Here is a 16,989-nt window from a genome sequence, read left to right as displayed (position 1 = left end):
TACGATTTGGCATGGCCTAATGCGTCCGTCTCCTTGACTTTCTCGCCCGCCGGATTGTATTGGTACAGAGCGGTGAACCTCTCCGGCTTGTTCTGTGCGGCGATCTCCGGGTCCACCGTGCGGATGAGGTGTCCGGCCAAATCATACGTGTACAGCCAGCCGTACCGCTCTTCATCTGTGCTGCCCGAAAGATACCCTTTCGCATCGATCTTTTTGATTACATTGTTGTTGGCGTCGTACATGTTGCGGGAGATAACAATGCCGTAAGGGTCGGTCACCATGACAAGACGGTTCAGCTTGTCATATCCGTACGTCATGCTGTTGTTCCGGGCATTCGTCTCCGCAAGCTTGTTGCCGGCCAAATCGTATTTGTATGTGAACGTATGCTGCTCAGGGTCCGTAACCTGTTCGACGCGGTTTAAGGCGTCAAAAGCGTACCGTGTGACAAAACCTCTCTCATTCCGCTCCGCCACGCGGTTGCCGACTTTGTCGTAGGTGTATTGCTTGTAAACGTCGGCTCCGTTCACCTTGCGGATCACTTTATCCACGCGGTTCAGCGCATCGTATGTGTAGGCGATGATATACGGCTCCTGCTCTCCCCCCGCATACCGGTACGCCCGCGGATCGATTTGCTTCGTACGGTTGCCGAGAACATCGTACTCGTAACCGGTTATGATGCGGATTTTGCCCGCATATTCGGCATCCCGCAGCGCCGCGGCGTCACTCAAGCTTGCCGCATCCAAATCCGCTTCATCCGCCAGCTTGATCCGCTTCACTAACCGATTCGAGCTGTCATACTCGAGCTTCTCCACATCGTAAACCGATGTTTCCCGCAGCTTCTGCGTCTTGACGAGATTGCCGTTCTTGTCATAATCGCTTTGCGTATAAGCGCCGCTGTTGTCGGAAACGGTTTTGAGCAAATTGTTATCGTAGTACGTATAGGTCGTTTCCCGCAGGAACGCCGCATCCTTCGAACCTGTCACGGTTTTCTTCAACAGATTCCCCACGGCGTCATACGCATACGTCTCTACGGTATACATGGTGCTGCCGCTTCCGTCCCGGTCGGTCGGCGTTCTTTTGACAGTCAGCCTGTTCGCTGCGTCGTATCGGAGAAGCGTCACGCTGCCTCGCTTATCTCTGAAAGAGACAAGGTTGCCGACCAGATCGTACTTGCTTTCCGTGTAATCGCCGTACGGGTCTTTCACCGTCTTTTCTTTGCCGAAAGCATTGTATGTGTATGTGACCGTATTGCCTAATTGATTCGTTTCGGCGATTTTGCGGCCCAGCCCGTCATACGCGTAGGCGATTGTTCCCCCGTCGGCAAATGTTGCCTGGCGCAGCGTGCTGTCGGCGTTGTAGGCATAGCTGGTCTCACGGCCCAGCGCATCCACGGTTCGAATCACGTTGCCAAGCACGTCATAATCGTAATCTGTACTATTTTGCAAAGCATCTGTCTTGCGAACCACGCGTCCCAGCCCGTCGTAGGCAAAAACGGTTCCCGCAGACGTCTGCATATCCCCTGTATATCTCAATCCGTCCGCGATTTTGCGGATTTGCCCGCGAGCGTCGTACTCCATATATTCGATGCCGCTGCCGTCAGGCGAGAAGGTAGCTGTCCGGCGATTCATCGCATCGAATGCATAGGCCGTACCCGCCAAGCTTGTGACTGAGTCAGGGTTATCGTATGCCGGATCATATTGATTCGGCATCACTTGCTTGATCAAGTTGCCGACAGCATCATAGACGTATCTCGTTGTCGCCAGGGAGCCGTCCGCAGCCGGCGTCTTTTTGCGGATCACCCGGTTCAGCGCGTCGTACTCATACACGATGGAGACGCCCTTCACATTCTGTTCTTCCAGCAGATTGCCGTTCGCGTCGTAACGATACAGAGCCGTTCCTTGCAAGGAGTCGATCTTTTTCACCGGTCTTTTGTCAAAATCGTACTCAAATTGCGTAGAACGCCCTTGCGCGTCCGTCTGGCTCTTCAAACTGCCGTTTTTGTAATAACTATAGGCAGTGGTAGAAAGAACCCGATCCGTATAATCATTGTCGTATTTAGCGCCGGACAAGTAGTCGAGACTAAGGTCGGAGGTCTTTACAAGCAAGGACTCCCCGATCAATTGAGACCTCACGTCGTATTCATACCTTCTGACGTTGTCATCGCCGTCCGTTACTTTTTGCAGCTGCAAGGTCCTGTTCCCCGTAGGCATAGGCTTGGATCATTCGGGTTTTGCGGCGCTTGCAGGCTGCGAAGCGCTGAAAATAGCTCTTTACGTCGGTAGCACAGTACAGCGGTGGATAAAAAAGAACCCCCAAGAGAGTTGTAGCTCACTTGGGGTAGATGCTCGGTTCAGCTAGATAAGCTTTACCTTGTTCGAATTAAATACCAGTTGTTGTTTGAAATTTACTCCGTTTCAAAACGACGCTGCTTACTGAACTTCTCTATCCAGCCGCCTGGGTGTTCTACAGAATGGAATCATAATAACCCTTCTCGAAAACAATTACCCCTTCTACAGGCTCTATTGGTTCCTTTTCAGCAACTGGAGCATATACTCCAAATCCACACTTTATGGAAGTAAAACCATCTACATCACATATTAGCGCATTATCAAATTGCGTTATTATATCCCTGACTTCCGCATAAGATTTACCGAGAAGGCTATACCCATTAAAAATTACTGAAGCAGGAGAGAAAAACTCAATAGCATTACATACCCCTGGTTTTCTATAGTACACATGGCACCATTCGTAAGCGTCTGTTTCAAAATCAGCAGTGTTAGACTTACGAAATTTTTCAGGATGAGAATTCAGTACTTCTTGGACTTCCTCTGAAGTCATTCCAAGCAAGATACTTCCGGCTCCGATATAAGGATTTATTACAAATTCCATGGTCATCCTCCTCATTATCCCTTAAATTTTGGGATTTCTTCAGTCTCCTGGATGAATTAGGCTATAGTGACAGAGGCGGGGATTCCCGTCTCTGCCTATGATTGCATCGCATAAGGGGCCATTTGCTCGATTGACTTTCGCGAAGGTCGCTAGCCTACTTTAGTGAAGATAACTCGCTACTGCGTTATCTCTTGCCCGTCTAGCATCATCCACGCTGTGAATAAGCACTTTGTTTCCGCAGGAAACAGGTGCTTATTCACACGCGCTGCTGTGTGCATATCAAGCGCATTTTCAATTTCAAAGCAATTATAGCGCTAGGTTGTCCCATGCGCATTTACAACCGTCAATGTGTCGCTATTATCATCATAATGACAAACCCGAAGTTGCACCGGGAATTAACTCCTCACGTTGGCTCATGACCTCAATCATTAAATTGGCTCCAAGCCTGAATCCATGCAGAAAAGCCGCTTCAACATGCATACTATCAACGCTGTCGCACAGGTCAAAATACTCCTCCAACTCACGAAACGTTTCCTCACCTAATCGTTCTCGCCATTGCTTTGTCTGTGCAGCCACTTGTCGGCTTAGGGGACGATATTCAGGATGAGACGGTACAATCACCTCATCGGGATGAAGTTGTCCACGGTACAGGGCTTCCAGAATCGTTTTCATGTTCATCCTCCCATAATTGTCAATCGCGTCGCTTGAATGAGATTTCTGCACATGGTAGGATATTTATGCAGTCTGCTTATTCAAGTGGTTGCGGGATAGGAAGTGGCATTGTTCTTCGTCGGACGCGCCGCTTCCTTCTTTATTTTTGGAGCTCGTCATACACCTTCTCAATCCCTTTGCGGACGATATCTGAACGTGTCGTATTCAGCTTCTCGGCGGAAGCATCGAGCTTGCTCATAATTTCCTGATCGACACGTATCTTAATCGTTTCGCTCTTGGGATTGTCAGATGGTGGACGCCCCATCTTTTTGGAGGACATCGCTTCACCCCACTTTTTGTCCCAACAATAATATATTATTGTTGGGACAAAAAGTCAATGCAATCATCCCGTTACTCGCTGCTTTCTTTCTTGGCAGGTTAGGTATTTTTGTTACGAGACTGCTGTCTCGTGGTATAGCAAGCGGAGATTTTATCGGGAAAGTGAGGCGCTTAATTTGCCGCCTTTGGAACACGATTTATCAATAAACGAGCGTATCCAAATTGCAATGATTTACAAAGAGAATCCAGAAGTGCCTAAGAAACATTGTTATGAATGTAGGCGACCTCTTGAACCAATAACCTTCGGCTATGATATTTTGACGGTTGCTATAATGACTAAAAAGGTGGTGTCTCAAACCGACTTCTGCATCGAAGAATTCACCTGCATAGCGAATCGAGCTTGCGTAAGTCTCTATCGTTAATGTGGGGTTGCCGAAAATGTCCGCCGCATAGACTTGGATCATTCAAGGGTTGCGGCGCTTGCAGGCTGCGAAGCGCCAAAAGCGGTGATTTGCGCTGCCTTCAGAGCGAAATAGCAAAAAGAAACCCGCCAAGCGTATCGCAAGGCGGTTGGTATGGTTTTCTATCCTTGGAACGACTTAAAGGTAATCCAAGTCTCAATCAAGGTTTTTGGGTCAAAATATTTATTAGCTTTTCATTGCCAACTTGATTTGCAAAATCTAAAGGTGACCTTCCTGCATTATTTTTATTTAAAGTATCAGGAGCATACTGGATAAATAATTCAACCATATCATAGTACCTTCCTTTACAGTTAAACACAGCAGTCCACATTGCATTATTACCGTATTTATCGCGGATGTTAATATCTCCGCCTTTCTTAAGTATTTCTTTTGCAACCTCAATATTAGGATTCACACAAATTAGATGCAACGCAGTTTGCCCTTCAGAATTCGTCATATTTACATCAATATTCTCTTGTATTAAAAATAGGGCAATGTCGAACTTCCTACCTGCAATCGCATGATGAAGCAAGCTTGAGCCAATAACACTCTTAGCATTTAAGTTGTCACCATGAAATTTTTTCAGAAAAGTTTCATAATCGCCATGTTGGGCAATAGCGAAAATATCTGCTTTATCGGTTACTCCCATCGTATACACCTACTCCTAAAGTAATAATCTCCTACTCATTATTAAATACTACAACATTGATAAGCCCATTACTACTTTATCAGGATAAGTTCACCACTGTGCACATACTTCGGAGCGTCAGAATAAGCAACTCCATCAAAAAGACAATAATCATCGTCATCATCCGGCTAGGTTCGATAGTATCCAGCCGCTTTCCTGGGTGAACTGAGCTATGGTGACAGAGACGGGAACTCCCGCCTCTGCCTGAGATTAAATCGCATAAGGGGCAATTTGATCGATTAACTTTTGATGGCCGTTAAACAATCGGGATGCCTCTGTTAGTGGAGATAACTCGCTACTGCGTTATCTCTTGCCCGTCTAGCATCATCTACGTTGCCGCCATTTTGGAGGGCTTGTGAGTACGCCTTATCCCCCGCGTTTATAGCCCCAATATCATTCGCTGATCGATTGCTCTTTGCATAGGGATCATTCAATGATGTGGAAGAACTTGGCGAACTAGTACTTGAAAGCCTTTCAGTATTTGCTCTTACTGCGTTATCTCTTGCCCTCCTAGCATCATCCACGCTACCGCCATTTTTGAGTGCTTGCGAGTACGCCTTATCCCCTGCATTAATAGCTCCAATATCATTCGCTGATCGATTGCTCTTTGCATAGGGGTCATTAATACCTGCACTATTAAGAGACTCATACTTGTGACTTCTGTTAGCGGAAACGGATTCTGGATGATAGTTATTCGGATCACGATATTCTTTCAAAAATTCACCGAGAGTAATTATATCCTCCATATATTTTCGATGAAGCTCACTATATTTCGCCTCAGGAATGTGCCCCATGTCCCATATTCCTACTCTGGATTTGCTCTTATCCCAAAATAATTCTTCCCCTGTATTAGGATCAAAAACTCTACCATCTACATCTTTAGCTTTTTCCCATACTTGTTCAACCTGATCTTTACCATATTTGGGTCTATATTTAGAGTATGGTTTAGCAAGCATAATTGTTAAAAGGTCTCGGATAATCGGGAATGTCCCTATATTGATCCCTGACCCTATGATTGGGAATCCACTTACCGTTGGCTTTTCCTCTATTACTGGTAATTTACCAATAATCGGTTTTTGCTCAATAATTGGCAATGTGCCAACTGTTGGCTTTTCCTGTTCTATCGTCGGAAACACTTCTACTTGCGGCTCTGCATCCACAACTACAGGTGTTGATAAAGTTAAGGTCTGTCCTTCTCTGATTTTATTAATATTTTGAATATTATTCAAACTTGCAATAGTCGCTACAGATACACCTGTAGCACTCGATATTTTAGAAAGGTTATCCCCCCACTTTACTGTATAAGTGCCGTCTTGATTTAATGAAAAATCCTTGTTAATTGGTCTTGCTGGTGTTGACACAATCGGCTTTGACTGTTTTTGAGTTACCGTAGGGACAGCAACGGTTTCTTGGGACGCAGGTGTACTTACCGTAGGTGTGCTTACAGACGGTGGTAAAGCTGGTCCAATCATTGGTTGGTAAGGTGGTCCAGCTGGTACATCCTTTGCCTGTATCTCCTGTAACTCTGCTGGAGAATAATCCCCTCCAGCATGTCCTGGATTTGCAGTCAATCCACCAACAATAATAACTACGAACATTCCCGCTGGCCCGAACCTAGAGCCAGCTGCCGCAGATTCTGACACCCCTTTAACCCCTCTAACAAATTCTGCTATGGAATTTCCTACAGAATTTCCTACAGGAATTGCCACAGAATCATGCCCGCTTGGATCAACATACATAAGCGGATTGTTATTTGCGTAGGTGTAAAGATTCAAGCTTAACGGGTTGTTGTCCTCGCCCCAATAGCTATCTGCTGAGATAAACCGCCCAATGTACGGATCATAATATCTCGCACGAAGATAATACAACCCCACTTCCGCATCATAAAACTCCCCTGCATAGCGGATCGAACTCGCATACGTTTCCACCGACAGCGTCACATTGCCGAAAATATCGTAGTCATACTGATTCTCTACTTCGCCGCTTTCAGATACGGTTTGTACCACGTCGCCATGACCGTTGAACAGGTAGTACGAGAGCTTGTCCGCCGCGTCGATGCGGGCGATGTAGTTGATGCCGCGCACATAGCGGGCTTGCACCGTGCCAGCCCCATCTGTCTCCAGAATAACATACTGGCGATCGTACAAGTAGTTCGTCACTTTCGCCGCGTAGCCGTCCTTCGAGCTTCGCACCGTCTTGCGAGTCCGCAAGTCGTCGCCATCGTAGACGTACTCGACCGTGACCCGTTCGCCTGCCTTGACTCTCTCCACTTGCTTCAAGCGGTTGAATCCGTCATACGTATTGCTGACTTTCTCGATCAGGCTGCTGATGTCGCCCTCGATGTCGTCTCCATACGGGTTCCCGCCGGTTACTCGCCGCATGTCCCGGTTATGCGGACGGAGGTAGCTAACTTTTTGCCGGATTTCGTTGCCGTTGTTGTCGTACAGGTAGCTGGTCGTTTTCTCCAGCACTGCTTTGCCGGCTTCGTCGCTCATTTTCTCGACGAGCTGCAGCAATTCGTTGACGCCGTCGTACATGTACTCGCTTTTCTTGATCAGGTACTTCACTTCCGTGCCGCTCACCGGGTCCGTGTAGCCGCTTGGCTGTTCGGACGTGTACGTCTCGCTCTGGGATTGCCGGTTGCCGCTTCGGTCATACGCGTAGACGGTCGTTTTGCCCGGCGCCTCGGCTTTTTCGATTCTTCCCGCCGCATCGTAGCTGTAATTCGTTGTGCCGTAGCTGTCGGTTTTCGCCGTTTGTCGGCCTGCGTCGTCGTATGCATAAGCGTACTCGGATATAAGGCTGCCGTCCGGTTTCTTGTTCACGAGCTTCATCAACCGGTTGTTTTTGTCGAAGGCATACTCTTCCTTCACTCCGCCCTCGTAAGCAATCGACGTCCGGTTGCCGTTCTCGTCGTAGGTGTAGGCCGTTGTCTTGCCTTGGAACGATACGGTCGCCATCCGGCTTGACTTGTCGTAAGTGTAGGATGTAACGAAGCCTTTGGAGTCCGTGACGGTTTCGATGCTGCCCACGGCGTCATAGGTGTAGGCAATCTGCGTAATCCCGCCTTTGGAAATCTGCAGGATACGGTTATTCCCGTCGTACGTATAGCTGCTGGCCCCGCTCTCGTCGGTCATCGACGCCCGGTTGCCCGCTTCGTCGTACGTATAGGCGACCGAATCGCCTGTTTCCTTGACGGTTCTTTCCAGCAGCAGGTTCCTGTTGTCGTACACATAACGAGTATGGTTGCCGTTGCGGTCGGTCATCTCCGCTGCGTTCAGAGCCAGATCATAGCGATACGCGATCGACTGACTCAATGCGTTCGTGACCGAGCGCAGCAATCCGAACGCCCCGTAGCGGTAGCGGGTGACTTTCCCTTTGCCGTCCGTCATGTCCAGCTTGTTGCCGGCCATGTCGTAGCTGTATGCAACGCTTACGTCTAACGGGTCGGTGACCCGGATGAGACGTCCGGCAGGATCGTAATCGTACGATTTGGCATGGCCTAATGCGTCCGTCTCCTTGACTTTCTCGCCCGCCGGATTGTATTGGTACAGAGCGGTGAACTTCTCCGGCTTGTTCTGCGCGGCGATCTCCGGGTCCACCGTGCGGATGAGGCGTCCGGCCAAATCATACGTGTACAGCCAGCCGTACCGCTCTTCATCTGTGCTGCCCGAAAGATACCCTTTCGCGTCGATCTTTTTGATCACATTGTTGTTGGCATCGTACATGTTGCGGGTAATGACAATGCCGTAAGGGTCGGTCACCGTAACAAGACGGTTCAGCTTGTCGTATCCGTGCGTCATGCTGTTGTTCCGGGCATTCGTCTCCGCAAGCTTGTTGCCGGCCAAATCGTACTTGTATGTGAACGTATGCTGCTCAGGGTCTGCAACCTGTTCGACGCGGTTCAAGGCGTCAAAAACGTAACGGGTGATAAGCCCTCTCTCATTCCGCTCCGCCACGCGATTGCCGACTTTGTCGTAGGTGTATTGCTTGTAAACGTCGGCTCCGTTCACCTTGCGGATCATTTTATCCACGCGGTTCAGCGCATCATATGTGTAGGTGATGATGTACGGCTCCCGCTCTTCCCCCGCATACCGGTACGCCTGCGGATCGATTTGCTTCGTACGGTTGCCGAGAACATCGTACTCGTAACCGGTTATGATGCGGATTTTACCCGCATATTCGGCATCCCGCAGCGCCGCGGCGTCACTCAAGCTTGCCGCATCCAAGTCAGCTTCATCCACCAGCTTGATCCGTTTCACTAATCGGTTCGAGTTGTCATACTCAAACTTCTCTACATCGTAAACCGACGTTTCCCGCAGCTTCTGCGTCTTGACGAGATTGCCGTTCTTGTCATAATCGCTTTGCGTATAAGCGCCGCTGTTGTCGGAAACGGTTTTGAGCAAATTGTTATCGTAGTACGTGTAGTTCGTTTCCCGCAGGAACGCCGCATCCTTCGAGCCTGTCACGTTTTTCTTCTGCAGATTTCCCACGGCGTCATACGCATACGTCTCTACGGTATAAATGGTGCTGCCGCTTCCGTCCCGGTCGACCGGCGTTCTTTTGACAGTCAGCCGGTTCGCTGCGTCGTATCGGAGAAGCGTCACGCTGCCCCGCTTATCTTTGAAAGAGACAAGGTTGCCGACCAGATCGTACTTGCTTTCCGTGTAATCGCCGTACGGGTCTTTCACCGTCTTTTCTTTGCCAAAAGCATTGTATGTGTATGTGACCGTATTGCCTAATTGATTCGTTTCGGCGATTTTGCGGCCCAGTCCGTCATACGCGTAAGCAATCGTTCCCCCATCGGCAAATGTTGCCTGGCGCAGCGTGCTGTCGGCGTTGTAGGCATAGCTGGTCTCACGGCCCAGCGCATCCACAGTTCGAATCACGTTGCCAAGCACGTCATAATCGTAATCCGTACTATTTTGCAAAGCATCTGTCTTGCGAACCACGCGTCCCAGCCCGTCGTAAGCAAAAACGGTTCCCGCAGACGTCTGCATATCCCCTGTATATCTCAATCCGTCCGCGATTTTGCGGATTTGCCCGCGAGCATCGTAATCGATATATTCGATGCCGCTGCCGTCAGGCGAGAAGGTAGCTGTCCGGCGATTCATCGCATCGAATGCGTAGGCCGTGCCCGCCAAGCTTGTGACTGAAGCAGGGTTATCGTATGCCGGATCATATTGATTCGGCATCACTTGCTTGATCAAGTTGCCGACAGCATCGTAGACGTATCTCGTTGTCGCCAGGGAGCCGTCCGCAGCCGGCGTCTTTTTGCGGATCACCCGGTTCAGCGCGTCGTACTCATACACGATGGAGACGCCCTTCGCGTTCTGTTCTTCCAGCAGATTGCCGTTCGCGTCGTAACGATACAGAGCCGTTCCTTGCAAGGAGTCGATCTTTTTCACCGGTCTTTTGTCAAAATCGTACTCAAATTGCGTAGAACGTCCTTGCGCGTCCGTCTGGCTCTTCAAACTGCCGTTTTTGTAATAACTGTAGGCAGTGGTTGAAAGAACCCGATCCGTATAATCATTGTCGTATTTAGCGCCGGACAAATAGTCGAGACTAAGGTCGGAGGTCTTTACAAGCAAGGACTCCCCGATCAATTGGGACCTCACGTCGTATGCATACCTTCTGACGTTGTCATCGCCGTCCGCTGCTTTTTGCAGCTGCAAGGTCCTGTTCCCGGCCCGGTCGTAGTCGTAAGTCGTCTCCCTGCCGTTGGGTCCGGAAATTTTAGTGAGCCTGCCCGCTTTGTCGTATGCGCGGCTCTCTTTATTGCCTGACGATATTTTGCCCGCGTTCGTTCCGTCCCGATAGAGGAATGTCTCGCTGCCGATCAGACGATTGGCCTCATCATATTGAAGCTCCGTCAGCTTATAGGAGCCGGAGGCGCCTTCCTGCTTGATGAACTCTTTCTTTTCAATCGGATTGCCGGAAGCATCATAGCTCAACAACTGAGCATTCCCCGCCTGATCGTACCGCTCGGACAGCTCGCCTCTGGCGGAATACTTGAATCGCTCCGTTGTTCCGTCCGGATATTCGACGCGGTAAGGCTTATCAAAAACGGTATTGAATATTTTCGTAATCCGCCCCTGGCTGTCCGTCTTGATCTGCATGGACTTACCGGTTAAATCGTAATCGTAAGCTTCCTTGTTGCCGTCGGCAAATGTTTTCTCTTTAGGCAAACCGTTCAAATAATACGCATAACTTGTCGTATTTCCTCGAGCGTCGGTTTCGGAAGTCACATGGCCCGAGCCGTCATACTTGAAGCTTTTGGACACATAGCGAGTTCCGTTCTTCTCATTCTGCCGGCCGAGTTCTGCCGAAACGATGGCAACCCTTCTGTCGTTGGCATCGTATTCGTAGATAATGCCTGCCGATTTATCCGGATTCGCCGCGTTATATCCTTCGCCATCCGACTCTTTGACGATATTGCCGCGCCCGTCGTATGCTTTATAAGCAATCACTTCTCTTGTTTTGCCGTCAAAAACGGATGCCCGCACCGGCCTATTCAGCGCATCGTACTCGTATTCGATTCCCGGTGCCTGATCCTCGGAAAGCGCCATATATCTGGCATCGATTTCCTTGATCTTGTTGCCTGCGGCATCATACACAAATCTTGAAGCATTGCCCAGCGGATCGATCTTCTTCACTGTCTTGCCCAAGCCGTCGATAACCAGAGTTACCGTTGAGTTGATTCCTTGAATCGTCAACGTCTGGGAGACGGCGTTGCCCGCCTTGTCGTACTGGTAGCTCGTCCGCTTGCCTTCAGGATTGCCGCCGTATGGTTCAAGCTTTTCTTTGATGTGGTTGCGGTAATCGTACGTATAGACGGTCTTATCATAACCGCTGCCATTATAGGCTTGCTGCGTCAGAAGGTTGCCTGCGTAATCCCTTTGATACAGGTTCTGATAAGCCCCGTATTCCTGGTCGGATTCCTTGTAGCTTCCTTTGTCCTCCTTCACCCGCCCCGCAAAATCATAGACATAGGAATACATTCGGTATTTCGTCTCATCCTGATCGGCATATTGAATCGAGCTCGTCTTGTTGCCGTTCTTGTCATAACCGTATTTGGTATGCCCTGTTCGCACAGCATCAATCTTGGTGTACTCGTCGGTTATTTGATTCAGCGCATCATAGGAATAACTGCTGTCGGACGAGACGTTATCCGTACCAGCCTCGATACCGCCCTGCTTGACACTCGTGACGTTATTCGCAGCATCATACGCGTAAGCGGTATAGGTATAGTCCGACGAGCCTTTGCTGTATACTTTCTTCGTGATTATACGTCCCAGCGCATCGAATGCATATTCGGTCATTTTGCCGCCGGGTTCCTTGAGCAGCGCGACCTGATTCAATGCGTTATAGACATATTCCGTCCTGCCGCCCAAAGCGTCCTGCTTCCCTTTTAATCTGCCGAAATTGTCGAATTCGTAGCGGGTCGCGCTGTTTCTGGCATCCGTTTCGCCTATTTTATTGCCTGCATAATTATAGGAATAGGCTGTTGCATACCAGCGGACATTATCCGGAGTGACTTCCGTCTTGGCAAGTCTGTCCGCAATGTCGTAGTAATATTTTTTCGCATACCCTTCTTCGTCCTTAATCGTAACGAGAAGCGGCGTATCTTTGCTGTAGCCGATCTGATACCCGATTACCACCGAACCTTTGTTAACGGTATCGTTTTCGTAGTAAGACTTCTGAACGAGCCTGTATTGGCTGTCATATTCATAACGGATACTGTGCCCGTTAGCATCGGTTTCTTTCTTTTTATTACCTTTGGCATCATAATCGAACGTCTGCAGGGCAACCCATTTCCCGTTATCCGAAACACTGGCCTGAACCAGAGAACCCATAATGTCGTATTCGTATAAAAAGTTCGTCTGCTCCGGGTCCGTGTAACGGATTTTCAGGTTCGCATATGGATTTTCTTCGTAGCCATAAATCTTGATGCCGTTATCAGGTTGAAACTTCTTCACTACTCTGCTTAACGCATCGTATTCATAGACGGTTTTATTGCCTTTAGGATCAACCTCTGCCGTTTGCTTGCCCGTGTTGAGATCATAGGCATACTTCTTGGCGATTTCTTGCCCATCCAGCAGCTGGTATTCCTTGGTCAAATAAGCTCCCTTGACGTCAACGTCATTCGCATCCGCCCCGTATTCATACTGGGTGACGAAGGTTTGCCCTCCCGATTGCACCGCCTTCCTCGTCATATTGCCGTAGTTATCATATTGATAATCGGTCACAATCCAGTTGGCATTGTTATCGGTATCGATTTTGCTTTCTTTCGTGACATTTCCTTTATCGTCGATCGTGTATAAATTTTGGCTGGTCATTTCCTTGTCTTTCTTCCATGTCTTCGAGGCCAGCACATGAAACTTGTCGTAAGCATAAGCATACACGACGGTGCGCTCCGTGTTGACGGGGTACCCTTTGTCGTCACGTTCCGCATCCGGGCCGGTGTAGTTGGTCAAATTTCCGTATTCATCGTACCGGTAATTCTCGATTTTTTTGACAGGCTCGCCGGTCGCTTGCCCGTTCACCACTTGGTACAGCTGGCTTTCCTGCTTTTTCACCAGCTTCAGTTCGTCCCGTTCGCTTAGGATAACCTCTTTGTGCTCTTTTCCCTGTTTGTTCGTGACGATTAACTGATGCAGGCCGTCGTACGTATATTTGACCGTATTCCCGATCAAATCTGCAATCTCTGTTTCATACCGATAGGTATCCCTTAAATAAGTATCGTCGGACTCCTTGTAACCGTCCGTTCCGTACCCGTCCGGCTCATGAGTGTACGTATAGCCCGCCTTGTCCTTGATATCGACAATGAAGCGGTCCTCGAATTTCGTTTTGGACGGGTCGTAGCTCTTTTTGACCAGCTCCTGCTTTTCAAAAATTTTACGATACTGCATACTGCCTCTGTTCAAGCTCTTCGTGTATGAATTGTACACATACCGCTTCATATGATTCGTCTTGCTGTAATCAACCTGAACCAGATTTTCATAACGGTTGTATACGGCGTACTTGGTCCCGTTCATATAAGTGAAGCCGAGATCGGGCTGTTCGTACCAGAGATGATACTTGGGAAGGCCGTCCACATCGAAGACCCGCTGCAGCCGCGTGCGGATAACATGTTTGGTCGAGTTGACCAGGACGGCGGACTTATCGTAGGTGATATTTTTCTCACCAGGCAAATGAACAATGACTTGAAACTTCCCTTGCAAATCCCCCGAATCGCTCGTATTCGGATTTTGCGAGGTTTTATAGCTCTCTTCGGCACTGTAAGTCGGATTCGCGATAGGACCCACGGTGAATGCATGATCCTCTTTGTACTCAATGGTCGTTACCCTGCCCACTGTATCCGTTATCTTGGACATCAGCTTCTTCGTTATCGCTGTGCCGTCAATGGTATAAGAAAGCGTACTGTACTCAAAAACAATCGAGTTCCCGTAACGGTCGACAATGCCCAAAATTCTTCCGTCCTCGGCAAAATAAGTCTTCTTCCCGTCTTTCCCTGTCATGACAAACTTGGAAGTGCCGTCGGCCTGTCCGTTCTTGAATTCGGCCGTTTCTTTCACGACAACGTCTTTGACGGTTTGCCCTTCGGGCAAGTAGGTGAGAACGCCATTCGTTGTAGTTCCTTTTAAGCGGTAAACGTCCCCGCTCTCCGTATGTAAATAGTTGTACGCTGTGCCGTCCGAGTTGGTTTTAACCTCCATGTTCGGAAATGAGAATCTCATCCCGATGCCAAGATTGTACCGGTCCTCATAAAAGGAAGACGTGGCAACGCCGGACTCAACGACATCCACCCAGGCGCCGTCCACGTACTTCACATTCATTTCCTGAACATTGGAAATTCCGCTCTTGTAAATGCGTTTGATTTCCAGATCCAGGCCGTTTCTACCTGGCAATACGTAATCGGTTTGAGTCAGCGTCAGCTCGCCGCTTTGCGGGCTGATTTGCTCCTCGCTGGCGTTATTTTTCAAATAAACCGGGGAAAGCATCGTATTATACTGCTGCTTGGGCCCGACCAGGTTATTGATTTGATCTTCCAGTGTCTCCGCGTAAATCAACTGAGCCGGAACAATGAAAAACAGGATAGATAAGAATAAAGTCTTGCTCCAACGTTTCAACCTAGCACCTCCAGCCAGCCTTATCAGAATTTGTCGTAGGTTTCGATATAGCTTTCCGCCATAATAGCTTCGTCCGTCATACCTGCCTGCATCTTGCCAATTACAGTTTCAGGACTCTTGCCGATCTTTTGCGCCAGCACAAACGCCGCAGTCACTTTTGCTTCCGCAAATGTTCCCGGAACCGTATATTGCTTCAACTGCTGGGCGGTTATTTGCACTCTGGGAAGAGCTGATGCGCTATGCAGGATGTCCAGGTCTGCCGCAATTTCCTTCCAGCTATTTTGCGATTCCAGCTTGCCTGCAATGAGGTCTTTTACCGGCTTCCCTGAAACGAAAGCGAGTCGGTCGGCAATCATAATATCATCGGGAGCAAATCCCGGAGTTTTCATCAAACTTTCCAAATAACCCGAATCGAACGATCGGGGAACGAAAGCCGCATGACCCTTGTTATAGCCGGTGAATACAGCCTCCCAGGTCTTGCCCGCTTCCCGGGACTTGACTATAGTCTCCAAATCTTGCATTTTGCCATAATTTTGATTGAGGAATTCATAGGCAATCAAAAGATCAGGCAAGCGGTGCCCTTCCAGGATGAGCCGCTCGATTTCCCGCTTAAATTTGCCGTGGACATCCAGAGCAACAAGGAGTTTCCTATAATTCGTCAGATTAGTGTCGTACCTGCTCGGATCGGATGATTTCAGCTTGTCCAATACGTCCTGCGGAATGTCTATACTAACAACGGGATCACCCGCAGAAGCAGCGGTTTGCGCCTGCACGATGGACAGAAGCGTATACCCGGTCTGGAGCACCGCACTTAAAGCCAGTACGATTAATAAGACCTTCGACATCGTTTTCATCTTCATTTCATGTACCCCTTTGCGGCTAATTTGGATTCAAAGCGCGAATCTCTTTCATGACATCTTCGGCCGGATTGCCCGGCTTGAGATTCTTAATCTGCGGAGGAGAGACGTCCGGCAGCAAAGACTTTCCTTGGGAATCTTTTGCCGACAAGCCCTCTTTCCCAGCCGTTATCGGCTCGTCTTTGGCGACCGAATTGTTTTTCTGTATGTTTTCCAGAACCGTAAGCTCAATCACCGACATGGTGATGATGTTATTACGGGATATTTGTATGCCCTTTTCATCTTTGTCCTGCAAATATTTTTCTTTGTCGCGGATGTAATCTTCCAGATTCAGCCCGAGCTGCAAGGAGAGCAGATACTCGTCCAGCACTTCCTCCGGACTGCCGAAATCTTTCCGCAGCACGAGCATAAAATAGATAGCCGTTTTGATATCGAACTGCTCGGCGATCTTTTGAAGCGCCTCCGTCTTCTCGTCCTTTTTCTTATCCGCACCAAGCTCGGGGAGCGGAGTTTGAGGCTTGTACCCGGCATCGTCCGCAATCTCTTTCAGTTGAAATTGCAGCCTCTCGGCGAGCATTTTTGCCGTCAAAATCTCCTCTTGCTTAAATCCCTGATCCTGCAGTTTTTGAATAATCTCTTCAATCCCTGCCTCTGCCAGAAGACTGTTTCTCTTGCTTTTTTCATCCTGCTCGCCGCTCATGCTAACATTTTTTAATTTATCCAAGACCTCATTCCAAGACATATTGGCCTGTTTAAGCTTTAAAATCTCTTCCACTTTCACACCTGTCATGTTGGAAATATCCGCTGCGATTTTGCTGTCATCGCTGCGTTCCACAATAGATTCCGTGCTTGTCGGCTTGACCGCCTTATCGTTCCCGAACACAATAAACATCTGGGCAATTAAAGATACGCCTATAATGCCGGCTATCCATTTATAATATTTGTTGAAAAAGCGTTTCACGCCATCACCC

8 protein-coding genes are annotated in these 16,989 nt (G+C 48.8%); all 8 read right to left on the bottom strand.

The features are described 5' to 3' along the window. Positions 1-2,189: hypothetical protein (locus tag AC3G2T_RS14790; protein ID WP_488435946.1), on the bottom strand; the 2,189-nt coding region annotated here is incomplete at its 3' end. Between the two features lie 274 nt (positions 2,190-2,463). Beyond that, complete coding sequence (locus AC3G2T_RS14785; RefSeq protein WP_488435945.1) at positions 2,464-2,889, bottom strand: hypothetical protein; 426 nt, start codon at positions 2,887-2,889, stop codon at positions 2,464-2,466. A 363-nt stretch (positions 2,890-3,252) separates the two neighbouring features. Next, positions 3,253-3,561, bottom strand: a complete 309-nt coding sequence (locus AC3G2T_RS14780) for a DUF6809 family protein (RefSeq protein ID WP_488435944.1) — start codon at positions 3,559-3,561, stop codon at positions 3,253-3,255. Positions 3,562-3,700: 139 nt separating this feature from the next. Continuing rightward, positions 3,701-3,880 carry a ribbon-helix-helix protein, CopG family gene (locus tag AC3G2T_RS14775; protein WP_474687059.1) on the bottom strand — a complete coding sequence of 60 codons (180 nt, stop codon included), beginning with the start codon at positions 3,878-3,880 and terminating at the stop codon, positions 3,701-3,703. A 620-nt stretch (positions 3,881-4,500) separates the two neighbouring features. Beyond that, a complete protein-coding gene (locus tag AC3G2T_RS14770; RefSeq protein ID WP_474687058.1) occupies positions 4,501-4,989 on the bottom strand; it encodes an ankyrin repeat domain-containing protein in 489 nt (162 codons plus the stop codon). A 317-nt stretch (positions 4,990-5,306) separates the two neighbouring features. After that, on the bottom strand, positions 5,307-15,161 hold the full coding sequence (locus tag AC3G2T_RS14765; protein WP_488435943.1) for a GH-E family nuclease: 9,855 nt from the start codon (positions 15,159-15,161) through the stop codon (positions 5,307-5,309). Positions 15,162-15,184: 23 nt separating this feature from the next. Then, entirely contained in the window at positions 15,185-16,021 is an 837-nt protein-coding gene (locus tag AC3G2T_RS14760; RefSeq protein WP_488435942.1) for a hypothetical protein, read from the bottom strand. 19 nt (positions 16,022-16,040) lie between these two features. After that, positions 16,041-16,979 carry a hypothetical protein gene (locus AC3G2T_RS14755; RefSeq protein WP_488435941.1) on the bottom strand — a complete coding sequence of 313 codons (939 nt, stop codon included), beginning with the start codon at positions 16,977-16,979 and terminating at the stop codon, positions 16,041-16,043. Positions 16,980-16,989: the final 10 nt, after the last annotated feature.

Source organism: Paenibacillus sp. sgz302191 (assembly GCF_057749925.1).
Note: the sequence above shows the minus strand (reverse complement) of the source record. Positions and strands in the feature narration are given on the sequence as shown.

Bases quoted from the DNA above. Each gene is read 5' to 3' on its own strand.
- AC3G2T_RS14770 (WP_474687058.1), bottom strand. From the start codon at position 4,989: ATGGGAGTAACCGATAAAGCAGATATTTTCGCTATTGCCCAACATGGC.
- AC3G2T_RS14785 (WP_488435945.1), bottom strand. From the start codon at position 2,889: ATGGAATTTGTAATAAATCCTTATATCGGAGCCGGAAGTATCTTGCTT.
- AC3G2T_RS14760 (WP_488435942.1), bottom strand. From the start codon at position 16,021: ATGAAGATGAAAACGATGTCGAAGGTCTTATTAATCGTACTGGCTTTA.
- AC3G2T_RS14775 (WP_474687059.1), bottom strand. From the start codon at position 3,880: ATGTCCTCCAAAAAGATGGGGCGTCCACCATCTGACAATCCCAAGAGC.
- AC3G2T_RS14780 (WP_488435944.1), bottom strand. From the start codon at position 3,561: ATGAAAACGATTCTGGAAGCCCTGTACCGTGGACAACTTCATCCCGAT.